At 71.7% G+C, this 16406-nt stretch carries 14 protein-coding genes; 5 read left to right on the top strand and 9 right to left on the bottom strand.

Annotated features, from left to right (window positions below):
• Positions 1-17: 17 nt before the first annotated feature.
• The 3 genes from ACIBG8_RS01005 to ACIBG8_RS00995 all read left to right on the top strand — a co-directional run bounded on the left by ACIBG8_RS01005 (position 18) and on the right by ACIBG8_RS00995 (position 2224).
• Positions 18-476, top strand: coding sequence for a universal stress protein (locus ACIBG8_RS01005; protein WP_397340364.1), 459 nt, complete (start codon positions 18-20; stop codon positions 474-476).
• Positions 477-628: 152 nt separating this feature from the next.
• The gene (locus ACIBG8_RS01000) at positions 629-1483 is read left to right on the top strand and encodes a PAC2 family protein (protein ID WP_397340363.1); all 855 of its coding nucleotides are present in this window, start codon (positions 629-631) and stop codon (positions 1481-1483) included.
• Positions 1484-1879: 396 nt separating this feature from the next.
• Positions 1880-2224, top strand: coding sequence for a hypothetical protein (locus tag ACIBG8_RS00995; RefSeq protein WP_397340362.1), 345 nt, complete (start codon positions 1880-1882; stop codon positions 2222-2224).
• 400 nt (positions 2225-2624) lie between these two features.
• On the opposite strand, the gene ACIBG8_RS00990 is transcribed toward ACIBG8_RS00995, so the two are convergent.
• From ACIBG8_RS00990 to ACIBG8_RS00960, 7 genes are all read right to left on the bottom strand, one after another.
• Complete coding sequence (locus tag ACIBG8_RS00990) at positions 2625-3353, bottom strand: sirohydrochlorin chelatase (protein WP_397340361.1); 729 nt, start codon at positions 3351-3353, stop codon at positions 2625-2627.
• A 404-nt stretch (positions 3354-3757) separates the two neighbouring features.
• Positions 3758-4897 (bottom strand): uroporphyrinogen-III synthase, encoded by a 1140-nt coding sequence (locus tag ACIBG8_RS00985; RefSeq protein WP_397340360.1) that lies wholly within the window; start codon positions 4895-4897, stop codon positions 3758-3760.
• Between the two features lie 11 nt (positions 4898-4908).
• Positions 4909-5247: a nitrite reductase small subunit NirD gene (gene nirD, locus ACIBG8_RS00980; RefSeq protein ID WP_397340359.1), complete on the bottom strand. Its 339-nt coding sequence runs from the start codon at positions 5245-5247 to the stop codon at positions 4909-4911.
• On the bottom strand, positions 5244-7688 hold the full coding sequence (nirB, locus tag ACIBG8_RS00975; protein WP_397340358.1) for a nitrite reductase large subunit NirB: 2445 nt from the start codon (positions 7686-7688) through the stop codon (positions 5244-5246). Before nirB ends, nirD begins: the two co-directional genes overlap by 4 nt.
• Positions 7685-9082: an FAD-dependent oxidoreductase gene (locus tag ACIBG8_RS00970; RefSeq protein WP_397340357.1), complete on the bottom strand. Its 1398-nt coding sequence runs from the start codon at positions 9080-9082 to the stop codon at positions 7685-7687. The genes nirB and ACIBG8_RS00970 overlap by 4 nt, the downstream gene beginning before the upstream one ends.
• Positions 9079-11070, bottom strand: a complete 1992-nt coding sequence (locus ACIBG8_RS00965; RefSeq protein ID WP_397340356.1) for a molybdopterin oxidoreductase family protein — start codon at positions 11068-11070, stop codon at positions 9079-9081. The genes ACIBG8_RS00970 and ACIBG8_RS00965 overlap by 4 nt, the downstream gene beginning before the upstream one ends.
• Positions 11071-11276: 206 nt before the next feature.
• Positions 11277-12551: an MFS transporter gene (locus tag ACIBG8_RS00960; RefSeq protein WP_397340355.1), complete on the bottom strand. Its 1275-nt coding sequence runs from the start codon at positions 12549-12551 to the stop codon at positions 11277-11279.
• A gap of 209 nt (positions 12552-12760) precedes the next feature.
• Between ACIBG8_RS00960 and ACIBG8_RS00955 the strand changes: the two genes are divergently transcribed.
• The gene (locus tag ACIBG8_RS00955; protein WP_397340354.1) at positions 12761-13234 is read left to right on the top strand and encodes a peptide deformylase; all 474 of its coding nucleotides are present in this window, start codon (positions 12761-12763) and stop codon (positions 13232-13234) included.
• A gap of 2 nt (positions 13235-13236) precedes the next feature.
• Here the strand turns inward: ACIBG8_RS00955 and ACIBG8_RS00950 are convergent, their stop codons facing one another.
• Positions 13237-13842 (bottom strand): D-glycero-alpha-D-manno-heptose-1,7-bisphosphate 7-phosphatase, encoded by a 606-nt coding sequence (locus tag ACIBG8_RS00950; protein WP_397340353.1) that lies wholly within the window; start codon positions 13840-13842, stop codon positions 13237-13239.
• Positions 13843-13973: 131 nt separating this feature from the next.
• Here ACIBG8_RS00950 and ACIBG8_RS00945 point away from each other — a divergent pair, with 131 nt between their 5' ends.
• Positions 13974-15164 (top strand): glycosyltransferase, encoded by a 1191-nt coding sequence (locus ACIBG8_RS00945; RefSeq protein WP_397340352.1) that lies wholly within the window; start codon positions 13974-13976, stop codon positions 15162-15164.
• Here ACIBG8_RS00945 and mshC read toward each other — a convergent pair.
• On the bottom strand, positions 15154-16383 hold the full coding sequence (gene mshC, locus ACIBG8_RS00940; RefSeq protein ID WP_397340351.1) for a cysteine--1-D-myo-inosityl 2-amino-2-deoxy-alpha-D-glucopyranoside ligase: 1230 nt from the start codon (positions 16381-16383) through the stop codon (positions 15154-15156). The two genes, ACIBG8_RS00945 and mshC, sit on opposite strands and share 11 nt — an antisense overlap.
• Positions 16384-16406 lie beyond the last annotated feature (23 nt).

The following is a 16406-nucleotide window of genomic DNA, read 5'->3' as shown; positions in this document are numbered from 1 at the left end:
CCAATTAGGGGAATCCCATGGCGTACAGCACCGTATTAGTCGGCACTGACGGCTCCTCTTCCTCCTTCAAAGCGGTCTCCGCCGCGGCCTCTCTGGCGGGCGCGACGGGCGCCAGGCTGGTGCTCGCCTGCGCGTACGTCCCCATGCGCGAGAGCGAGCGCGCGGCGGCCGCCGACCGGCTGGGCGACCTGGCCTACAAGGTCAGCGGGTCCACCCCGGCCGACGACGCGCTGCGCGTGGCCAGGGAACACGCGGTGGCGGCCGGGGCGACCGACGTCGTGCTCGCCGCCGAGCAGGGGGACGCGGTGGACGTCCTGGTCTCGCTGGCCGAGCGGCACCGGGCGGACCTGCTGGTGGTGGGCAACCGCGGGCTCAACAGCCTGGCCGGGCGCCTGCTCGGCTCGGTCCCGTCCAACGTTTCCCACCGCGCGGGCTGCGACGTGCTCATCGTGCGCACGACCCCGGACGGCCGCTGACGAGCCTTCTCCCGTACGGCTGAGCCGTACGGGAGAAAGCTCGCGCGCGTCATGCCGAGTTACGCGTACGGCGGAGCCCGGTGGAGATCGGTGACGTGACAGCCTCCTCACCGCATAGGCTTAGCGACGACGACAGCGAGAGGAGGCGGCGCGTGATCGAGCTCGAAGGGCTCCCCGAGCTCGTCCATCCGGTGCTCATCGCCGCGTTCGAGGGGTGGAACGACGCGGGTGAGGCGTCGAGCGGCGTCATCGCCCACCTCGAAGGCGAGTGGAAGGCAGAGCCGCTGGTCGCGCTGGACCCGGAAGACTATTACGACTTCCAGGTCACGCGTCCGATCGTGGAGATGGGCGACGGGCTGACCCGTTCGATCGTCTGGCCGACGACGCGGCTGTCGCTGGTGCGCCAGCCCGGCGTCGAGCGCGACGTGGTGCTGCTGCGCGGCATCGAGCCGAACATGCGCTGGCGCTCCTTCTGCGACGAGATCGTGGCGGTCTGCCACGAGCTGGGCATCGAGCTGGCCGTGATGCTGGGCGCGCTGCTCAACGACTCCCCGCACACCAGGCCGGTGCCGATCCTGGGTTCCGCGACCGACGAGGGCCTGGCCCGGTCGATCAACCTGGAGCTGAGCCGCTACGAGGGGCCGACGGGCATCGTGGGGGTGCTGCAGCACGCTTTCGGCACCGCCGGGCTGCGCGCGCTGTCGCTGTGGGCGTCCGTGCCGCACTACGTCGCCCAGCCGCCCAACCCGAAGGCGACCCTGGCCCTGCTGCGCAGGATCGAGGACATCCTGGAGATCCCGATGCCGCTGGGCGACCTCGTCGAGGAGTCGCGCGCGTGGGAGCACGGCGTCGACGAGCTGGCCTCGCAGGACACCGAGGTGGCCGAGTACGTCAAGGAGCTCGAGGAGCGCAAGGACGCGGCCGAGCTGCCCGAGGCGAGCGGCGACGCGATCGCGGCCGAGTTCGAGCGTTATCTGCGACGCAGGGACACCGATACTGACAGCTGATATTCAGCTGGGTATTGCCACATTTCGTTGGCGTTCCGGGTAATAATCGGGGATTCGAACGGCATTGCGGCAAGTTGGAACGCCAACTCGCAACGATTCCATAACCAGGAGAAACACGGCTTCGTAAACATCGGCGAATGCGCTCGGTGCCACGTTGAACCTACCCATGTGACTGCGCACGTTAGGCCAACCATGGCAACCTCCCATCTCGACCCGCACCAGAGAAGCCAGGAAACCAGGCGGCGGGTTCTGGAAATGGCCGTATCGCTCCGCGAGGACCGCACCGGCGGGCCCGTGGACCATTTCCTCGCCCTGCTGCAGGACCGGCTTCCACTCTGGCTCCGGATACTCCACGATCTGTCGCACCTGGCCGGAAAAGGGAGGGTAAATGATAATTTGCTGCCCATTGCGCGGGCGGGGATCGACTACTACCTGGAGGTCCAGTCGGCTGCGTTGCCCGCCTTCACCTCGCCTTCGGTGACCGTACGGTTCCGCGAGGCGATGCGCGGGAACGGGCTGGGGCCGATGGCGGAGATTGTTCCGCTGGCGGACTACCTGCGGGCGGAACAGCGGCTGGGCCGGGTCGGGGCGTCGGTGGACCCCGAGGCGAGCGCGCGGCTGTTGCTGGCGGGGTGTTTCCGGCACGCGTATGACGAGATGTTCCTGGGGATGTCGGTGTCGCGCGACGAGTCGGCCGAGCAGATCGTCCGCGAACTCCGCCTCGAATCCCCGGCCACCTGACCCACCCCGGCTCTGAGGTGTAGCTGCAGGCCCCGCACCGCATCCGCGAGGCCCTGCACCGCGCCCGGAGATCCACTGTCACGCCCTCATGGCGACCTCCCCGGAGGCCGCCAGCCGCTTGGCGGCGCCCTCGGAGGCCGTCGGTGGCTTGGCGACGCCTCGGAGGCGCCGTCGGTCGCTTGGCCGCGCCCTCGGAGGGGGTTGGTCGCTTGGCGACGCCCTCAGAGGGCGTTGGTCGCTGGGCGGCGCCGCGGGACCGTCGTGTCGCGCCTGCGAGGTCCCTGCACCGCCCCCGCGGAGCCCCCTGGCCACTCTGTTGGGGTTCCTCCCACGCTCCGAGGCCCTTCGCGCAGCCTCCTGGCGGCTTGGCCGCACGCTTGAAGGGCGGTGGGCCTGACCTTCATGGGGTCACGCAGGTCCTGGTGAGTTCGCGGGTGGGTTGGTGAGTGGCTTCGTCGTGGCGGGTCCAGATCAGGGTGGCCACGTCCGGGTCGGCGCCCAGGGGTGGGGTGACCAGGTCGGCGGTCGCCGTCTCCAGGCGAGTCTGGAAGAAGCCCGGAGCGAGCAGATACGACGCGATCACCACGCGGGCGGCCGGGCTGGATCGGGCGCGTTCCATGGCGTCGGGCACCGTGGGGGTCCCGGCTGAGGCGAAGGCGGCCGTGACCGGTCTTGCCAGCCGTACGGCGAGCAGACGCGCTGCGGCGCGGACGTCTGCGAGGGCGGCCGGGTCAGACGAGCCTGCCGCGCCCAGGATCACCGTGTCCGTGGCTTTCAGTCCTGCGCGGAACAGGGTGTGGGACAGGGCGTCGGCTAGTAGCGGGTGGGGGCCGAGGGGGCGGGCCACCACGGCGTCGGGGCGGGTGGCGGCGATCACTTCCGGGAGGTCGATGTGGACGTGGTAGCCACCGGCCAGCAGCAGCGGCACCACGGTCACCGGGCCGTCGATCGTGGGGAGGAGGTCGGCCAGGAGGGGGCGGCTGATCTCGAGGTAGGCGAGCTCTACGCGGGTGGCTGGGCGCTGGCGTCGCACCAGATGGGTGAGGGCGCGCAACGTCTCCTCCCCCTGAGGGCTCCGCGTCCCGTGCGCGACCATCACCAACGTCCCCGCCTCCCGGTCGAGCCCCATGACGGTCTCCCCGGACGAGCCCCTGAGGGCGGAAGGCGGCTTAGGGGCGGGGGTTTGCCTGGGAGTGGGCCCTTGTGGGTGGTGGCGGTCCTGGTGAGGGGAAGAGGGCTGGGCGAGGTGGGGCAGAGCATGAGGGGCGTCCGCGTGCGGTGACGTGGGCGAAGTGGGGGTCGGGGGCGGGACCACGGCTGAGGTTGGGGGCGGAGTGGAGATCAGGGCTGGGGTGGGGCTGAGGCTTGGGGGTGGGGCGGAGATCAGAGCTGGAGTGGGGCTTGGGGCTGGGGTGGGGCTTGGGGGTGAGGCAGAGGTCCGGGGTGGGGTTGAGGTGGGCGGCGGGGTTGAGGTTGGGGTTGAGGTGGGCGGCGGGAGTAGGGCGGGGGTTGAAACTGTCGGGTGGGTGGGGGTCATGGGGTGTCGCGGGTGCAGGCGAGGCGGTAGCCGCGCTTCACGACCGTCTCCACGATGCCCGAAGGCCCCAAAGCCCTCCGCAACCGCGTCACCGCCATCTCCACCGCGTGCTCCGCCGAGTCCCTCGAAGGGCTCCCAGGCAGCACCATGCGCAGTTCCGACCGCGCCACCACGTGCCCCGGCCGGTCGGCGAGGCGCTTGAGGACGGCCATCGGCGCAGGAGGCAACGGCTTGAGCTCCCCGTCCACCACCACCGCGTGCCCGCGAATCTCCAGCCCGTGCCCCCCGGCCACCAGCCGCGTGACGCTGAACTCCGGCAGGTGCCTGGCGAGCGTCCTGGCCAGCGCCCCCAACCGCGCCCGTTCCGGCTGTACGGCGGGCACCCCGCGCGCCAGCAGCGGCCCTGCCGTGACCGGCCCCACGCACGCCGCCACCACCCGCGTGGAGAACGCCGTGACCAGCGCCTCCTCCAACCCCTCCGCCCGCGCCGCGTTCAGCATCGCCAGCACGGCCGGCGCGCTGGTGAACGCCACCGCGTCCACCCCACCGGAGATCGTCTGGCTGATCAGCCGCCGCAGCGGCGAGACGTCCCGGTATGGGAGCCACCGATAGACGGGCACCTCGATCACCTCGGCCCCCGCCTCGCGCAGGGACGCGACGAACCCCGTCAGCGGCTCCCCGTGCAGCTGGACCGCGATGCGCCGCCCGTGCAGGTTCTGGGCCAGGAGGTATTGCTTGACCTCCTCGCACGACTCGGTGGCCGGGGTCCAGTGGTCGTTGAGCCCGGCGGCGCGCACCGCGCCACGGGCCTTGGGCCCGCGGGTGAGCAGCCGCGCCCGGGTGAGGTGGTCGGCCAGGTCGACCGACAGCCCCCACCCCTCGGCGGCGGCCATCCAGCCGCGGAACCCCACCCCGGTGGTGATCACCACGTCGTCGATCGGGCCCTTGAGGCTGAGCCGGGTGGCGGCGAGCAGGTCGCCGTCCTCGGCGAGCGGCACGAGCCTGATGGCCGGCGCGCTCACGACGCGCGCTCCGCGCCGCTCCAGCAGGGCGCAGAACTCCTCGCGCCGCCGGGTGGCCGTCACACCCACGGTGAAGCCCGCCAGGGCGTCAGGGGCCGTTTCAGGAGATGTCATGACATCTGCGCTCACGCGCCAACCTCCACAAGTCCCCGGTCCACACGGACCGGATATATCGGTACGGCAAGCGCCGGGTCGTCCAGGCACACACCGGTGATCAGCGAGTAGACCTGCTTGTGCATGGGCGAGGCCACGGTCGGCTCGCCGTTCCTGCTGCCGACGATGCCGCGCGACATGACGTAGGCCCCGCTGTAGGGGTCGCGGTTGCCCACGGCGTACACATGTCCTGAAAAATCACGGAAAATCGCGACCTGCTGGCCGTCGACCAGCGCGCAGACCCCGCTCTCCGGCAGTAACCGCGCGTAGTCGCACACCACGGTCCAGCCGAGCGTGTCGATGATGCTCATGAGCGAGCCACCTCCAGAGGAAGAAGGACGGGTTTGATCTGGTCGCGGGAGGTCTCGAAGGCGATCGACGGGTCAGGTGTGCCCGGCGCGTTGACGAAGCTGACGAACCGCGAGAGCTTCTCCGGGTCCTCCAGCGTCGCCCGCCACTCGTCGGCGTAACCGCCCACGTGCCGGTCCATCTGCGCCTCCAGCTCGCCGCACAACCCCAGCGAGTCGTCGACGATCACCGAGCGCAGGTAGTCGAGCCCGCCGTCGAGCGACTCCAGCCAGGCCGCGGTCCGCTGCAGCCGGTCGGCCGTGCGGATGTAGAACATGAGGAACCGGTCGATGACCCGGATCAGCTCGTCGGTCGGGACGTCGGAGACGAGCAGGTCGGCGTGGCGGGGCTTGAAGCCGCCGTTGCCGCCGACGTAGAGGTTCCAGCCGTGCTCGGTGGCGATGATGCCGAAGTCCTTCGACCTGGCCTCGGCGCACTCGCGGGCGCATCCGGACACGGCCGACTTGAGCTTGTGCGGCGAGCGCAGCCCCCGGTAACGCAGCTCCAGCGCGATGGCGAGCCCGACGGAGTCCTGCACGCCGTACCTGCACCAGGTGGACCCGACGCACGACTTGACCGTGCGCAGCGCCTTGCCGTACGCGTGCCCCGACTCGAACCCGGCCTCGACCAGCCGTTTCCAGATGAGCGGCAGTTGCTCGACGCGGGCGCCGAACAGGTCGATCCGCTGCCCGCCGGTGATCTTGGTGTAGAGGCCGAAGTCGCGGGCGACCTCGCCGATGACGATGAGCTTGTCCGGGGTGATCTCGCCGCCGGGAATGCGGGGAACGACGGAGTAGGTGCCGTTCTTCTGGATGTTGGCCAGGAACCGGTCGTTGGTGTCCTGCAGCGCGGCCAGCTCGCCGGACAGCACGTGCTCGCCGCGCAGCGAGGCCAGGATCGAGGCGACGGCCGGTTTGCAGATGTCGCACCCGCGCCCGTGCCCGAACCCCTCGATCAGCGACGAGAAGGTGGTGATGCCGCGCACCTGGACGATGTCGAACAGTTCAGCCCGCGAATAGGCGAAGTGCTCGCACAGCGCCTTGCTGAGCTCGACCCCCGCGCCCTCCAGCAACGTCTTCAGCATGGGCAGGCAGCTGCCGCACGTGGTCCCGGCGCGGGTGCACTTCTTGACCGCGGGCACGTTGGTGAGGCCTTCGGCGGCGATCGCGGTGCGGATCGTCCCGGCGCTGACGTTGTTACACGAGCACACCTGCGCCTCGTCCGGCAGGTCGAGCTGGACGCCGGAGCCGGTGAACAGCAGGTCGGACGGCGCGGCCGGGAGCGGTTTGCCGACGAAGGGCCGCAGGGTGGCGTACGGCGAGGCGTCACCGACGCAGATGCCGCCGAGCAGCGTCTTGGCGTCGTCGCTGATGAACAGCCGCTTGTAGACGCCAGCGACGGGGTCCATGTAGGTGACGTCGAGCGCGCCGCTCATCGCGCCGAACTGCGCCACCTCGACGCCGAGCAGCTTGAGCTTGGTCGACAGGTCCGCGCCGTCGAACGACGACGGCCCGCCGAGGATCCGGTCGGCGGCCACCTCGGCCATGGCGAAGCAGGGGGCGACCAGCCCGTAGATCGAGCCGCCGACGAGCGCGCACTCGCCGATGGCGTAGACGGACGGGTCGGAGGTGCGCAGGCCCGAGTCCGTGACGATGCCGCCGCGCTCGCCGACCTCCAGGCCCGAGGCCCTGGCCAGCTCGTCGCGCGGCCTGATGCCCGCGGAGAACACCACGACCTGCGCGTCGATGAGCGTGCCGTCCGGCTTGAGCAGCCCGGTCACCCGGCCGTCCTCGACACGGATCTCCTTGACGCCGGCCCCGGCGTGCACGCTCAGCCCGAGGCGTTCGATCTGGCCGCGCAGGACGGCGCCGCCGCCCTCGTCGACCTGGCGCGGCATCAGCCAGGGACTCATCTCCACGATGTGGGTGTTCAGCCCGAGCCCGCGCAACGCGTCGGCCGCTTCGAGGCCGAGCAGCCCGCCGCCGACCACCACTCCCTCGGTCGCGTCACGGGAAGCGGCCCTGATGGCGTCGAGGTCGGAGATGGTCCGGTAGACGAAGGCGTGGGACGCCCCCGGCACCGGCGGCACGAACGGCGCGGACCCGGTGGCCAGGACCAGCACGTCGTAGGGCTCCACGTGGCCGTCCGCGGTGGTGACGGTCTTGAGAGCCCGGTCGACGGCCGCCACCCGGCTGTCCAGACGCACCACGGCGCCGGGTATTTCGGGGTAGGTGAGGTCCACGCCCGCCTCGGTCAGGTAGGACGTGAGCGCCACCCGGTCGTAGGCGGGCCGCGGCTCCTCCCCCAGCACCGTCACGCGCCCGGAGAATCCGCGCGCCACCAGCGTCTCCACGAACCGGTGCGCGGTGGGGCCGAACCCCACCACGACGACACGTCGCGTCATGCCGACACCCCCTCCTGCTCGCACAGCCAGCCGACGATGCCCTCGACCGCGTCGCGGCAGGTGCCGCACCCGGTCGTGGCCCGCGTGGCGGCTGCGACGGCCGCGACGTCGCGCGCGCCCGCCTCCCAGCACGCCCTGATCTGGCCCTTGGTCACGTTGTTGCACTGGCACACCCGGGCCGCGTCCGGCATCCGGACAGGGCTGTCGGCCACCGGCGCCCCCGCCAGGCCGGGGAACAGCAGCCCGGCGCGGTCACCCGGCACGGGACCGCCCCGGTCGAACAGCTGGGTCAGCTCTCCCACGGCGTCGCTCGCGCCCAGGACGATCGCCCCGACGAGCCGTCCGTCGCGGATGACGAGCTTGCGGTAGGTGCCGCGGGCCCGGTGGCTGAACCGCACCACCTCGGCCTGGTCCTCGGTCAGGTGCGTCTCGCCCATCGCGGCCAGCTCGACGCTCTTGGCCTTGAGCCTGGTGACCAGGCGGGAGCCGCGATACAGCGCCTTCCCACCGGTGATGACACCCGCCGCGACCGCGGCCTGCTCCCAGGCGGGGGCGACCAGGCCGTAGACGGTGCCGTCGTGTTCCGCGCACTCGCCGATGGCGAAGATCGACGGGTCGGAGGTGCGCATCTCGTCGTCCACGACGACGCCCCGCCGTACGGCCAGGCCCGCCTCGGCTGCCAGGCCGGTCACCGGGCGCACGCCGCAGGCCAGCACCACCAGCTCGCCGGGCACCAGCTCGCCGTCGGCCAGCCGTACCCCCGAGCCTTGGACGATCTCGGTGACGTTCACCCCGGTACGGATCTCCACGCCGAGCCCGCCGAGCGTCTCGCCGAGCACCAGCCCGGCCTCGGCGTCGAGCTGGCGCTCCATGAGGTGGCCCGCCAGGTGCAGGAGCGTGACGGGCAGGCCGCGCCCGGCCAGCCCGCGCGCCGCCTCGATGCCGAGCAGCCCGCCGCCCACCACGACAGCGCCGCGCGCGGTGCGGGCGGCGTCCATGATCTGGCGGCAGTCGTCCAGCGTGCGGAAGGCCACCGCGTGCTCCGCCCCCGGGATGGGCGGGACGACCGCTGCGCTGCCGGTGGCCAGGACCAGCGTGTCGTACGGCTCGCGCCGCCCGTCGGCCGTCGTGACCGTCCTGGCCTCGCGGTCGATGCCGACCACCTCGGCGCCGAGCACGGCGGTGACACCGTGCTCGGCGTACCACGAGGGGTCGAGCAGCCGTACCTGGTCGGGCCCCGAGCTCCCGGCCAGGACGTTGGAGAGCAGCACCCGGTTGTAGGGCTGCCAGTTCTCCGCGCCGAGCACGGTGATCCCGAGGTCGGGCGCCAGCGCCCGCGCCTCGCTGACCAGCCGCGCCCCTGCCATGCCGTTGCCGACGACGACCATCTTCATGCGACGCGCTCCACTCTGACGGCGCACACCTTGAACTCGGGCATGCGGGAGACGGGGTCGAGCGCCGGGTTGGTGAGCCGGTTGGCTCCCTCCCAGTGGAACGGCATGAACACGGTGTCGCGCCTGATGGCGTCGCTGATCCTGGCGACGCCGGTGGTGTCGCCTCTGCGGCTGGTGACCCTGACCTGGTCGCCCGGCGCGATGCTGAGGTGCTCGGCCAGCGAGGGGTGCAGCTCGACGAACGGCTCGGGCGAGGCGTCCATGAGCGGCGCGATCCTGCGGGTCTGGGCGCCGCTCTGGTAGTGGGCCAGGACCCGGCCGGTGGTCAGGTAGACGGGGTAGTCGTCGTCGGGCTCCTCGGCGGGTGGCCGGTGCTCGACGGGGACGAACCTGGCGAGCCCATCGGGGGTGGCGAACCTCTCCAGGAAGGTCCGCGGCGTCCCGGGGTGGGAAATTTCGGGACAGGGCCAGTGGAGGCCGTCCGTGGCGAGCCGCTCGTAGGTGAGGCCCGCGTAGTCGGCCGGCCCTCCGGCGCTCGCCCTGCGCAGCTCCTCGAAGACGGCGCGCGGCGCCGCGTCCCAGTCGTGTCCGAGCCGTACGGCCAGGCCGGTGATCACGTCGAGGTCGCTCCTGACCTCGGGCGGCGGCGCGAGGGCCTTGCGGCGCAGCACCACACGGCCTTCGAGGTTGGTCATGGTGCCGTCCTCCTCCGCCCACTGCGTGACGGGGAAGACGACGTCGGCCAGCGCGGCGGTCTCCGACATGACGATGTCGCAGACCACCAGCAGGTCCAGCGCGCGCAGCCGCTCGGTGACCGAGCCTGAGCGCGGCGCGGAGACGACGGGGTTGGAGCCGAACAGCAGCAGCGCCTTCGGCCCGCCGTCCGCGCCCAGCGCGTCGAGCAGCTCGTAGGCGGAACGTCCCGCGCCGGGCAGCGAGTCCGGGGAGACGCCCCAGACGCCCGCCACGTGGGCGCGCGCCGCCGGGTCGTCGATCCTGCGGTAGCCGGGCAGCTGGTCGGCCTTCTGGCCGTGCTCCCTGCCGCCCTGCCCGTTGCCCTGCCCGGTGACGCAGCCGTAGCCGGAGCCCGGCGTGCCGGGCAGGCCGAGGGTGAGGGCGAGGTTGATGAACGCGGTGACGGTGTCGGTGCCCTTGGCGTGCTGCTCGGCGCCGCGCCCGGTGAGGATGACCGCCTTATGGGCATTTTTCAGCATGTGTACGGCGGTGCGCATGCGAGCCACCGGCACCCCGGTCACCCGCTCCACCCGCTCGGGCCACCACGACGTCACCGACGTTCGAACCGCTTCGAATCCGGTCGTCCTTGCCGCCACGTAGTCCGCGTCGACGCCTCCTTCGGCGATCACCAGGTGCAGGAGCCCCAGCGCCAGCGCCAGGTCGGTGCCCGGAGCGGGCTGCAGGTGCAGGGCGGCGAGCTTGGCGGTCGCCGTCCTGCGCGGGTCGATGACGATCAGCCCGTCCAGGGGCAGCCTGCGCACCAGCGGCGGCATCGTCTCGGCGACGTTGCCGCCGGCCAGCAGCACGACGTCGGCGTCCGCCAGGTCGGCGATCGGCAATGGGAGGCCGCGGTCCATGCCGAACGCCCGGTTGGAGGCGGCGGCCGCCGAGGACATGCAGAAGCGGCCGTTGTAGTCGATCTGGCTGGTGCCCAGGGCGACCCTGGCGAACTTGCCCAGCAGGTAGGCCTTCTCGTTGGTCAGCCCGCCGCCGCCGAAGACCGCGACGCTGTCGGCGCCGTGCTCGCGCTTGAGGGCGGCGAGCCGTTCCGCGACGTGGTCGAGCGCGGTGTCCCACGTGACGGCCTCGCCGTACAGGAGGGGGGTGGTCAGGCGGTCGGCGCTGGTCAGCAGTTCCGCGGCCGTCCAGCCCTTCTGGCACAGGCCGCTCGGGGTGGCCTCGACGGTGACCCCCCGCTCGCCCGGCGTGAGACGCATGCCGCACTGCAGGGCGCAGTACGGGCAGTGCGTCATCACAGGGACGCGATCGGATAGTGAGGTCACATGGTCGATCGTGCTTTTGGGTGGTTTCACCCTTGGGTCCCTTCTGTTACTGCTGTGCTAACAGCCGCTCACTGCCGCTGTGAGGGTTACACCGGAGCGAACCCGACGCAGCGAGCGGAGTGGACGGCCGAGGAACGAGGCTGGCCGCGGAGCGAGTGAGGAGGGTGAGCGACCAATCAGACTCGTGCGTGGGCCAGGCTCGGGCCCACCGCGCGGACGTAGCACCACCACGTCAGGGCGAAGCAGGCGACGTAGAACAGGGCGAAGGCGGCCAGCGCCGAGGCCGGGCTGCCGGTCGAGGCGAAGGACATGCCGAACGCCCGGTTGATGAGGAAGCCGCCGAAAGCGCCGATCGCCGAGATGATCCCGATGGCCGCCGACGCCTGCTTCTTGCCGGTGGCCGCGTCGGGCGCGGTGGCCAGGAAGATGGCCGGGATCATCCGGTAGGTCGAGCCGTTGCCGATGCCCGCGGTCACGAACAGCAGCTGGAAGGCCAGGAAGAACAGCCAGAAGTTGCCCGAGGAGACCCCGAGCCAGACGAGCCCCACCCCGCCGCCCATCGCGGCGAAGTTCCACAGCGTCACGGGCGCGCCGCCCATCCGGTCGGACAGCCAGCCGCCGATCGGCCGGATCAGCGAGCCGAGCATCGGCCCCACGAAGGCGACGGCCGCCCACGGCGAGCCGGGGAACAGGCTCTTGGACAGCAGCGGGAACGCGGTGGAGTAGCCGATGAACGAGCCGAACGTGCCGATGTAGAGGAACGACATGATCCACGTCTGCGCCTTGCCCGCGACCGCGATCTGCTCGCGCGGCGAGGCCTTGGCGCCGGTCAGGTTGTCCATGAACAGCCACGCGCACACCGCGGCCACGACGATGAACGGCACCCAGAACCACCCGGCGGCCGCCAGCCCGAGCCCGCCGATCACCAGCGGCATGACGAGCTGCACCGAGCTGACCCCGATGTTGCCGCCCGCCGCGTTGAGTCCGAGCGCCGAGCCCTGCCTGGCCTGCGGGTAGAAGTAGGTGATGTTGGCCATGCTGGAGGCGAAGTTGCCGCCGCCGAACCCGGCCGTCGCGGCGATCACCAGGAACAGCCAGTACGGCGTGCCCGGGTTGCCGACCGCCACGCCCAGCAGGATCGCCGGGATGAGCAGCAGCAGCGCGCTGACCACGGTGAAGTTGCGCCCGCCGAACCTGGCGGGACCGAAGGTGTACGGCAGGCGCAGGGCCGAGCCGACGAGGTTGGGCAGCGCCACAAGCCAGAACAGCTGGTCGGTGGTGAAGGAGTAGTTGCCCATCTTGGCGGCGACGATGGACCACAGGGTCCAGACGGTGAACCCGAGGTGCTCGGCGAGGATGGAGAAGATCAGGTTGCGCCTGGCGACCTTCTTCCCGGTGCTCGCCCAGAAGGCCTGGTCGTCGGGGCGCCAGTCGGCGATCCACTTCGTCATGGTTTCTCCTACGTCGGGGGATATCCGAAACGTAGGAGGCGCTGGTTACGCACATTGACGTTGTGTGACCGTGCGTCGGTTACAGCCGTCGCACCGCCGTAACAGGCAAAGCATCTGTATCACCCGCGCAACACGGATTTAACAGAGATTGGCCACCCAGTAGGTGGGGAATCCTCTCTCGGGACGTCGCGACGTATCGGGGAGTTGCGTTGGCTGAGACGATTCGCTCTTTCGGTGATCCGGTGCTGCGCTCTGTCGCCGACCCGGTCAAGGACTTCGACAAGGAACTGCGCGCCCTGGTCAGGTCGCTGACCCTGACCATGCGCGCCAAACCCGGCCGGGCCGGGCTGGCCGCTCCGCAGATCGGCGTGCCGGTGCGGGTGCTCGTCTACTCCTATGACGGCGCCGAGGGGCACCTGGTGAACCCGGTGCTGGAGCTGTCGCAGCGCCGGATCGTGGCCGACGAGGCGTGCCTGTCAGCGCCGGGACTGTGGTGGCCACTGGAACGGTCCTTCATGGTCACGGCGCGTGGCCGTGACATGCACGGCAAGCAGAAGACGGTGCGCGCGCTCGGCGTGCTGGCCAGGGTGCTGCAGCACGAGGCCGACCACCTCGACGGCGTGCTGTTCAGCGACCACCTTCCGGCCGAGGAGCAACGGCGCTTCCTCAGCACCGTCCCCTAGGTCTACCAGCGGCTCCAGCCGACGACCTGGGCCTGATCCATGAGGCCGGTGAACGAGTGCCTGGTCAGCGTCACGCCGTAGTCGAGTGGGTCGACCCGGTCGACGGCGTCGGTCAGGCTGCCCGCCACCTCGCGGGCCGCCTCGACCTCCTCGCGCCGCGTCTGCCAGGTCGGCACCAGGATGCCCCGCGCCCCCGCCGCCCTGGCCGCCGCCATGTCGCTGCCCGCGTCGCCGATGACCACGCAGTCGAACGGGCTCACGTGCAGGGTGTCCGCCGCGCGCAGCACCAGGCCGGGCGCGGGATTGCGGCAGCCGCAGCCGTCGCCCTCGGCGTGCACGCAGATGGCCCACGCGTCGAACGGGCCGAGCAGCTCCTCCACCCGCGTGTTGACCTCGTGCAGCTCGTCCGGGCTCACCCTGCCGCGGGCCACCCCCGGCTGGTTCGTGATGACCGCGACCTGCACGCCGGCGCGGCGCATCCGGGTGAGCGCCTCCTGCGCGCCCGGCATGGGTTCGACCTGGGACGGGTCCGCGTTGTCCGCCACGTTCTCGATGAGGGTGCCGTCCCTGTGGAACAGGACCGCCGCCGCCGGATGACGAGTGAACACCTCAACTACCTCCTCGCAGGCCTCGCACCGGCTGCCCGGGCCGCCGTGTTTGAAACGCGCCTGGTTCGGTAGTCGAGGGTTCCCCGTCCCCTGAGCCCTGGCTCGCCCATGTCTCGAGGGAGTTGATCTAGATGAAGATCGATCTGGTTTCCGAGCACGCGGATCCGCTGGCGGCGATCGGCGGCGCCGACGCGGGCGGGCAGAACGTTCACGTCGCCGCGCTGGCCGCCGCCCTCGCCGCGCGCGGGCACGACGTCGTCGTGCACACCAGGCGCAGCTCGCCCGAGCAGCGCCCGACGCCCCTGGCGCCCGGGGCCGTGCTGGAGTACGTCGACGCCGGGCCCGCCGTACCACTGGAGAAGGACGCGCTGGCGCCGCACATGCCCGCCTTCGCCGTACGGCTGGCCGAGCGGTGGGCGGCGCGCCGCCCCGACGTCGTGCACGCCCACTTCTGGATGAGCGGACTCGCCGCGCTCACCGCGGCCGACGGCGTGCCCGTCGTGCAGACCTTCCACGCCCTGGGCGCCGTCAAGCGGCGCTGGCAGGGCCAGGCCGACGCCAGCCCGCCCGGCAGGATCGCCGCAGAGCGCGAGATCGGGCGGCGGGCCAGGCTGGTGCTGGCCACGTGCACGGACGAGGTGCACGAGCTGCGCGCCCTGGGCGTGCCCGAGGAGCGGGTGGAGATCGTGCCCTGCGGCGTCGACGTGGACACCTTCCACCCGGGCGGCCCCGTCACCGAGCGGCCGATCGGCCGCCACCGGGTGCTCAGCATCGGCCGCCTGGTGCCGCGCAAGGGCGTCGACACGCTGGTGCGGGCCGTACGCGACCTGCCGGACGTGGAGGTGATCATCGCGGGCGGCTCGCCGGACGACGAGGAGGCCTTACGGCTGCGCCACCTGGCCGGCGCCTACGGCCTGTCCGACCGGGTGCGCGTGGTCGGCAGCGTGGCGCGCGCGCAGGTGCCCGCGCTGATGCGCTCGGCCGACGTGGTCGTGTCCGTCCCCTGGTACGAGCCGTTCGGCATGGTGCCGCTGGAGGCGATGGCCTGCGGCGTCCCGGTGATCGCCACGGCGGTCGGCGGGCACCTCGACACCGTGGCCGGGTGCGGGGTGCTCGTGCCGCCGCGCCGGCCCGAGGCGCTGGCCAGGGCGCTGCGCGACCTGCTGGACCACCCGGCCCGCCGGGCCGCCATCGCCGAGCGCAGCGCCCGCAGGGCGCACGGCGAGTACGGCTGGCGGCGCATCGCCGAGCGCACGGAGGCCGTCTACAAGCAGGTGGTCGCGGGCCGCTTCGCCCCGGCGGTCAGGTGCTTCAGAGCTTGACGCCCAGCAGCGCGTCGGTGAGCGCGCGCAACAGGGTGGGACGTTCCATCCTGGCCCGCCTGGTGGTGGAGGCCGTGTCCAGGGCCACCTTCGCCCACGCGTCGATCGCCGCCAGCGCGCCCGGCGCGTCGAGGTCGTCGGCCAGGCGCTCGCGCACCTGCTCCAGCAGCGGGTTGACCGGCGGCGCAGCCTCCAGGGCGAGCGCCTCGCGCCAGCGTCCCAGCCGCAGCTCGGCCTGGGCGAGCTGGATGGGGGTGTACTCCCAGTCCTCGCGGTAGTGGTGGGCCAGCAGCACCAGCCGCACGGCCATCGGGTCGTGGTCGGCGCGCAGCCGGGAGACGAAGACGAGGTTGCCCTTCGACTTCGACATCTTCTCGCCGTCCAGCGCGACCATGCCGGCGTGGGTGTAGAAGCGGGCGAACGGCCACTCTCCGGTCGCCGCCAGCCCCTCGGAGGCGCCGCACTCGTGATGCGGGAAGATCAGGTCGGTCCCGCCGCCCGCCACGTCGAACCCGGCGCCCAGGTGGTCCAGCGCGATCGCGGTGCACTCGATGTGCCAGCCGGGCCGTCCCCTGCCCAGGGGGCTGTCCCATGCGGGCTCGCCCGGCCGCTCGGCGCGCCACAGCAGCCAGTCGAGCGGGTCGCGCTTGCCCGGCCGGTCGGGGTCGCCCCCGCGCTCGGCGGACAGCGCCAGCATCTCCTGTTCGGAGTAGCCGGAGATCTCGCCGAACTTGGGCGCTGAGGCGCGGCTGAAGTACACGTCGCCGTCGAGCGTGTAGGTGTGCCCCTCCAGGCTTCTGACCAGGTCGGCGACGCGCTCGACCACCTCGGTCACGCCGATGTAGTCGCGCGGCGGCAGGATGCGCAGCGCCTCCATGTCGGTGCGGAACAGCTCGATCTCGCGCTCGGCGAGGTCCTGCCAGGCGATGCCGGTCTGCTCGGCGCGCTCCAGCAGCGGGTCGTCGACGTCGGTGGCGTTCTGCGTGTAGTGCACCTCGTGCCCCATGTCCTGCCACACGCGGCCGACCAGGTCGAAGGCGAGGTAGGTGTTGGCGTGCCCGAGGTGGGTGGCGTCGTACGGGGTGATGCCGCAGACGTACATGCGCGCGGTGGGACCGGGATCGGTCTGCCTGACCCGGCCTGAGGCGGTGTCGTAGAGGCGCAGCGGCACGCTCTCGCCGGGAAGCCTGGGCATGTTCGGGGCAGACCACGATCTCATACTTTGAGCCTATCCATCCGCTG

Source organism: Nonomuraea sp. NPDC050556 (assembly GCF_044457355.1).
Classification (GTDB): domain Bacteria; phylum Actinomycetota; class Actinomycetes; order Streptosporangiales; family Streptosporangiaceae; genus Nonomuraea.
The sequence above is the reverse complement of the archived record's forward strand: the minus strand, read 5'-3'. Positions and strand labels throughout refer to the sequence as shown.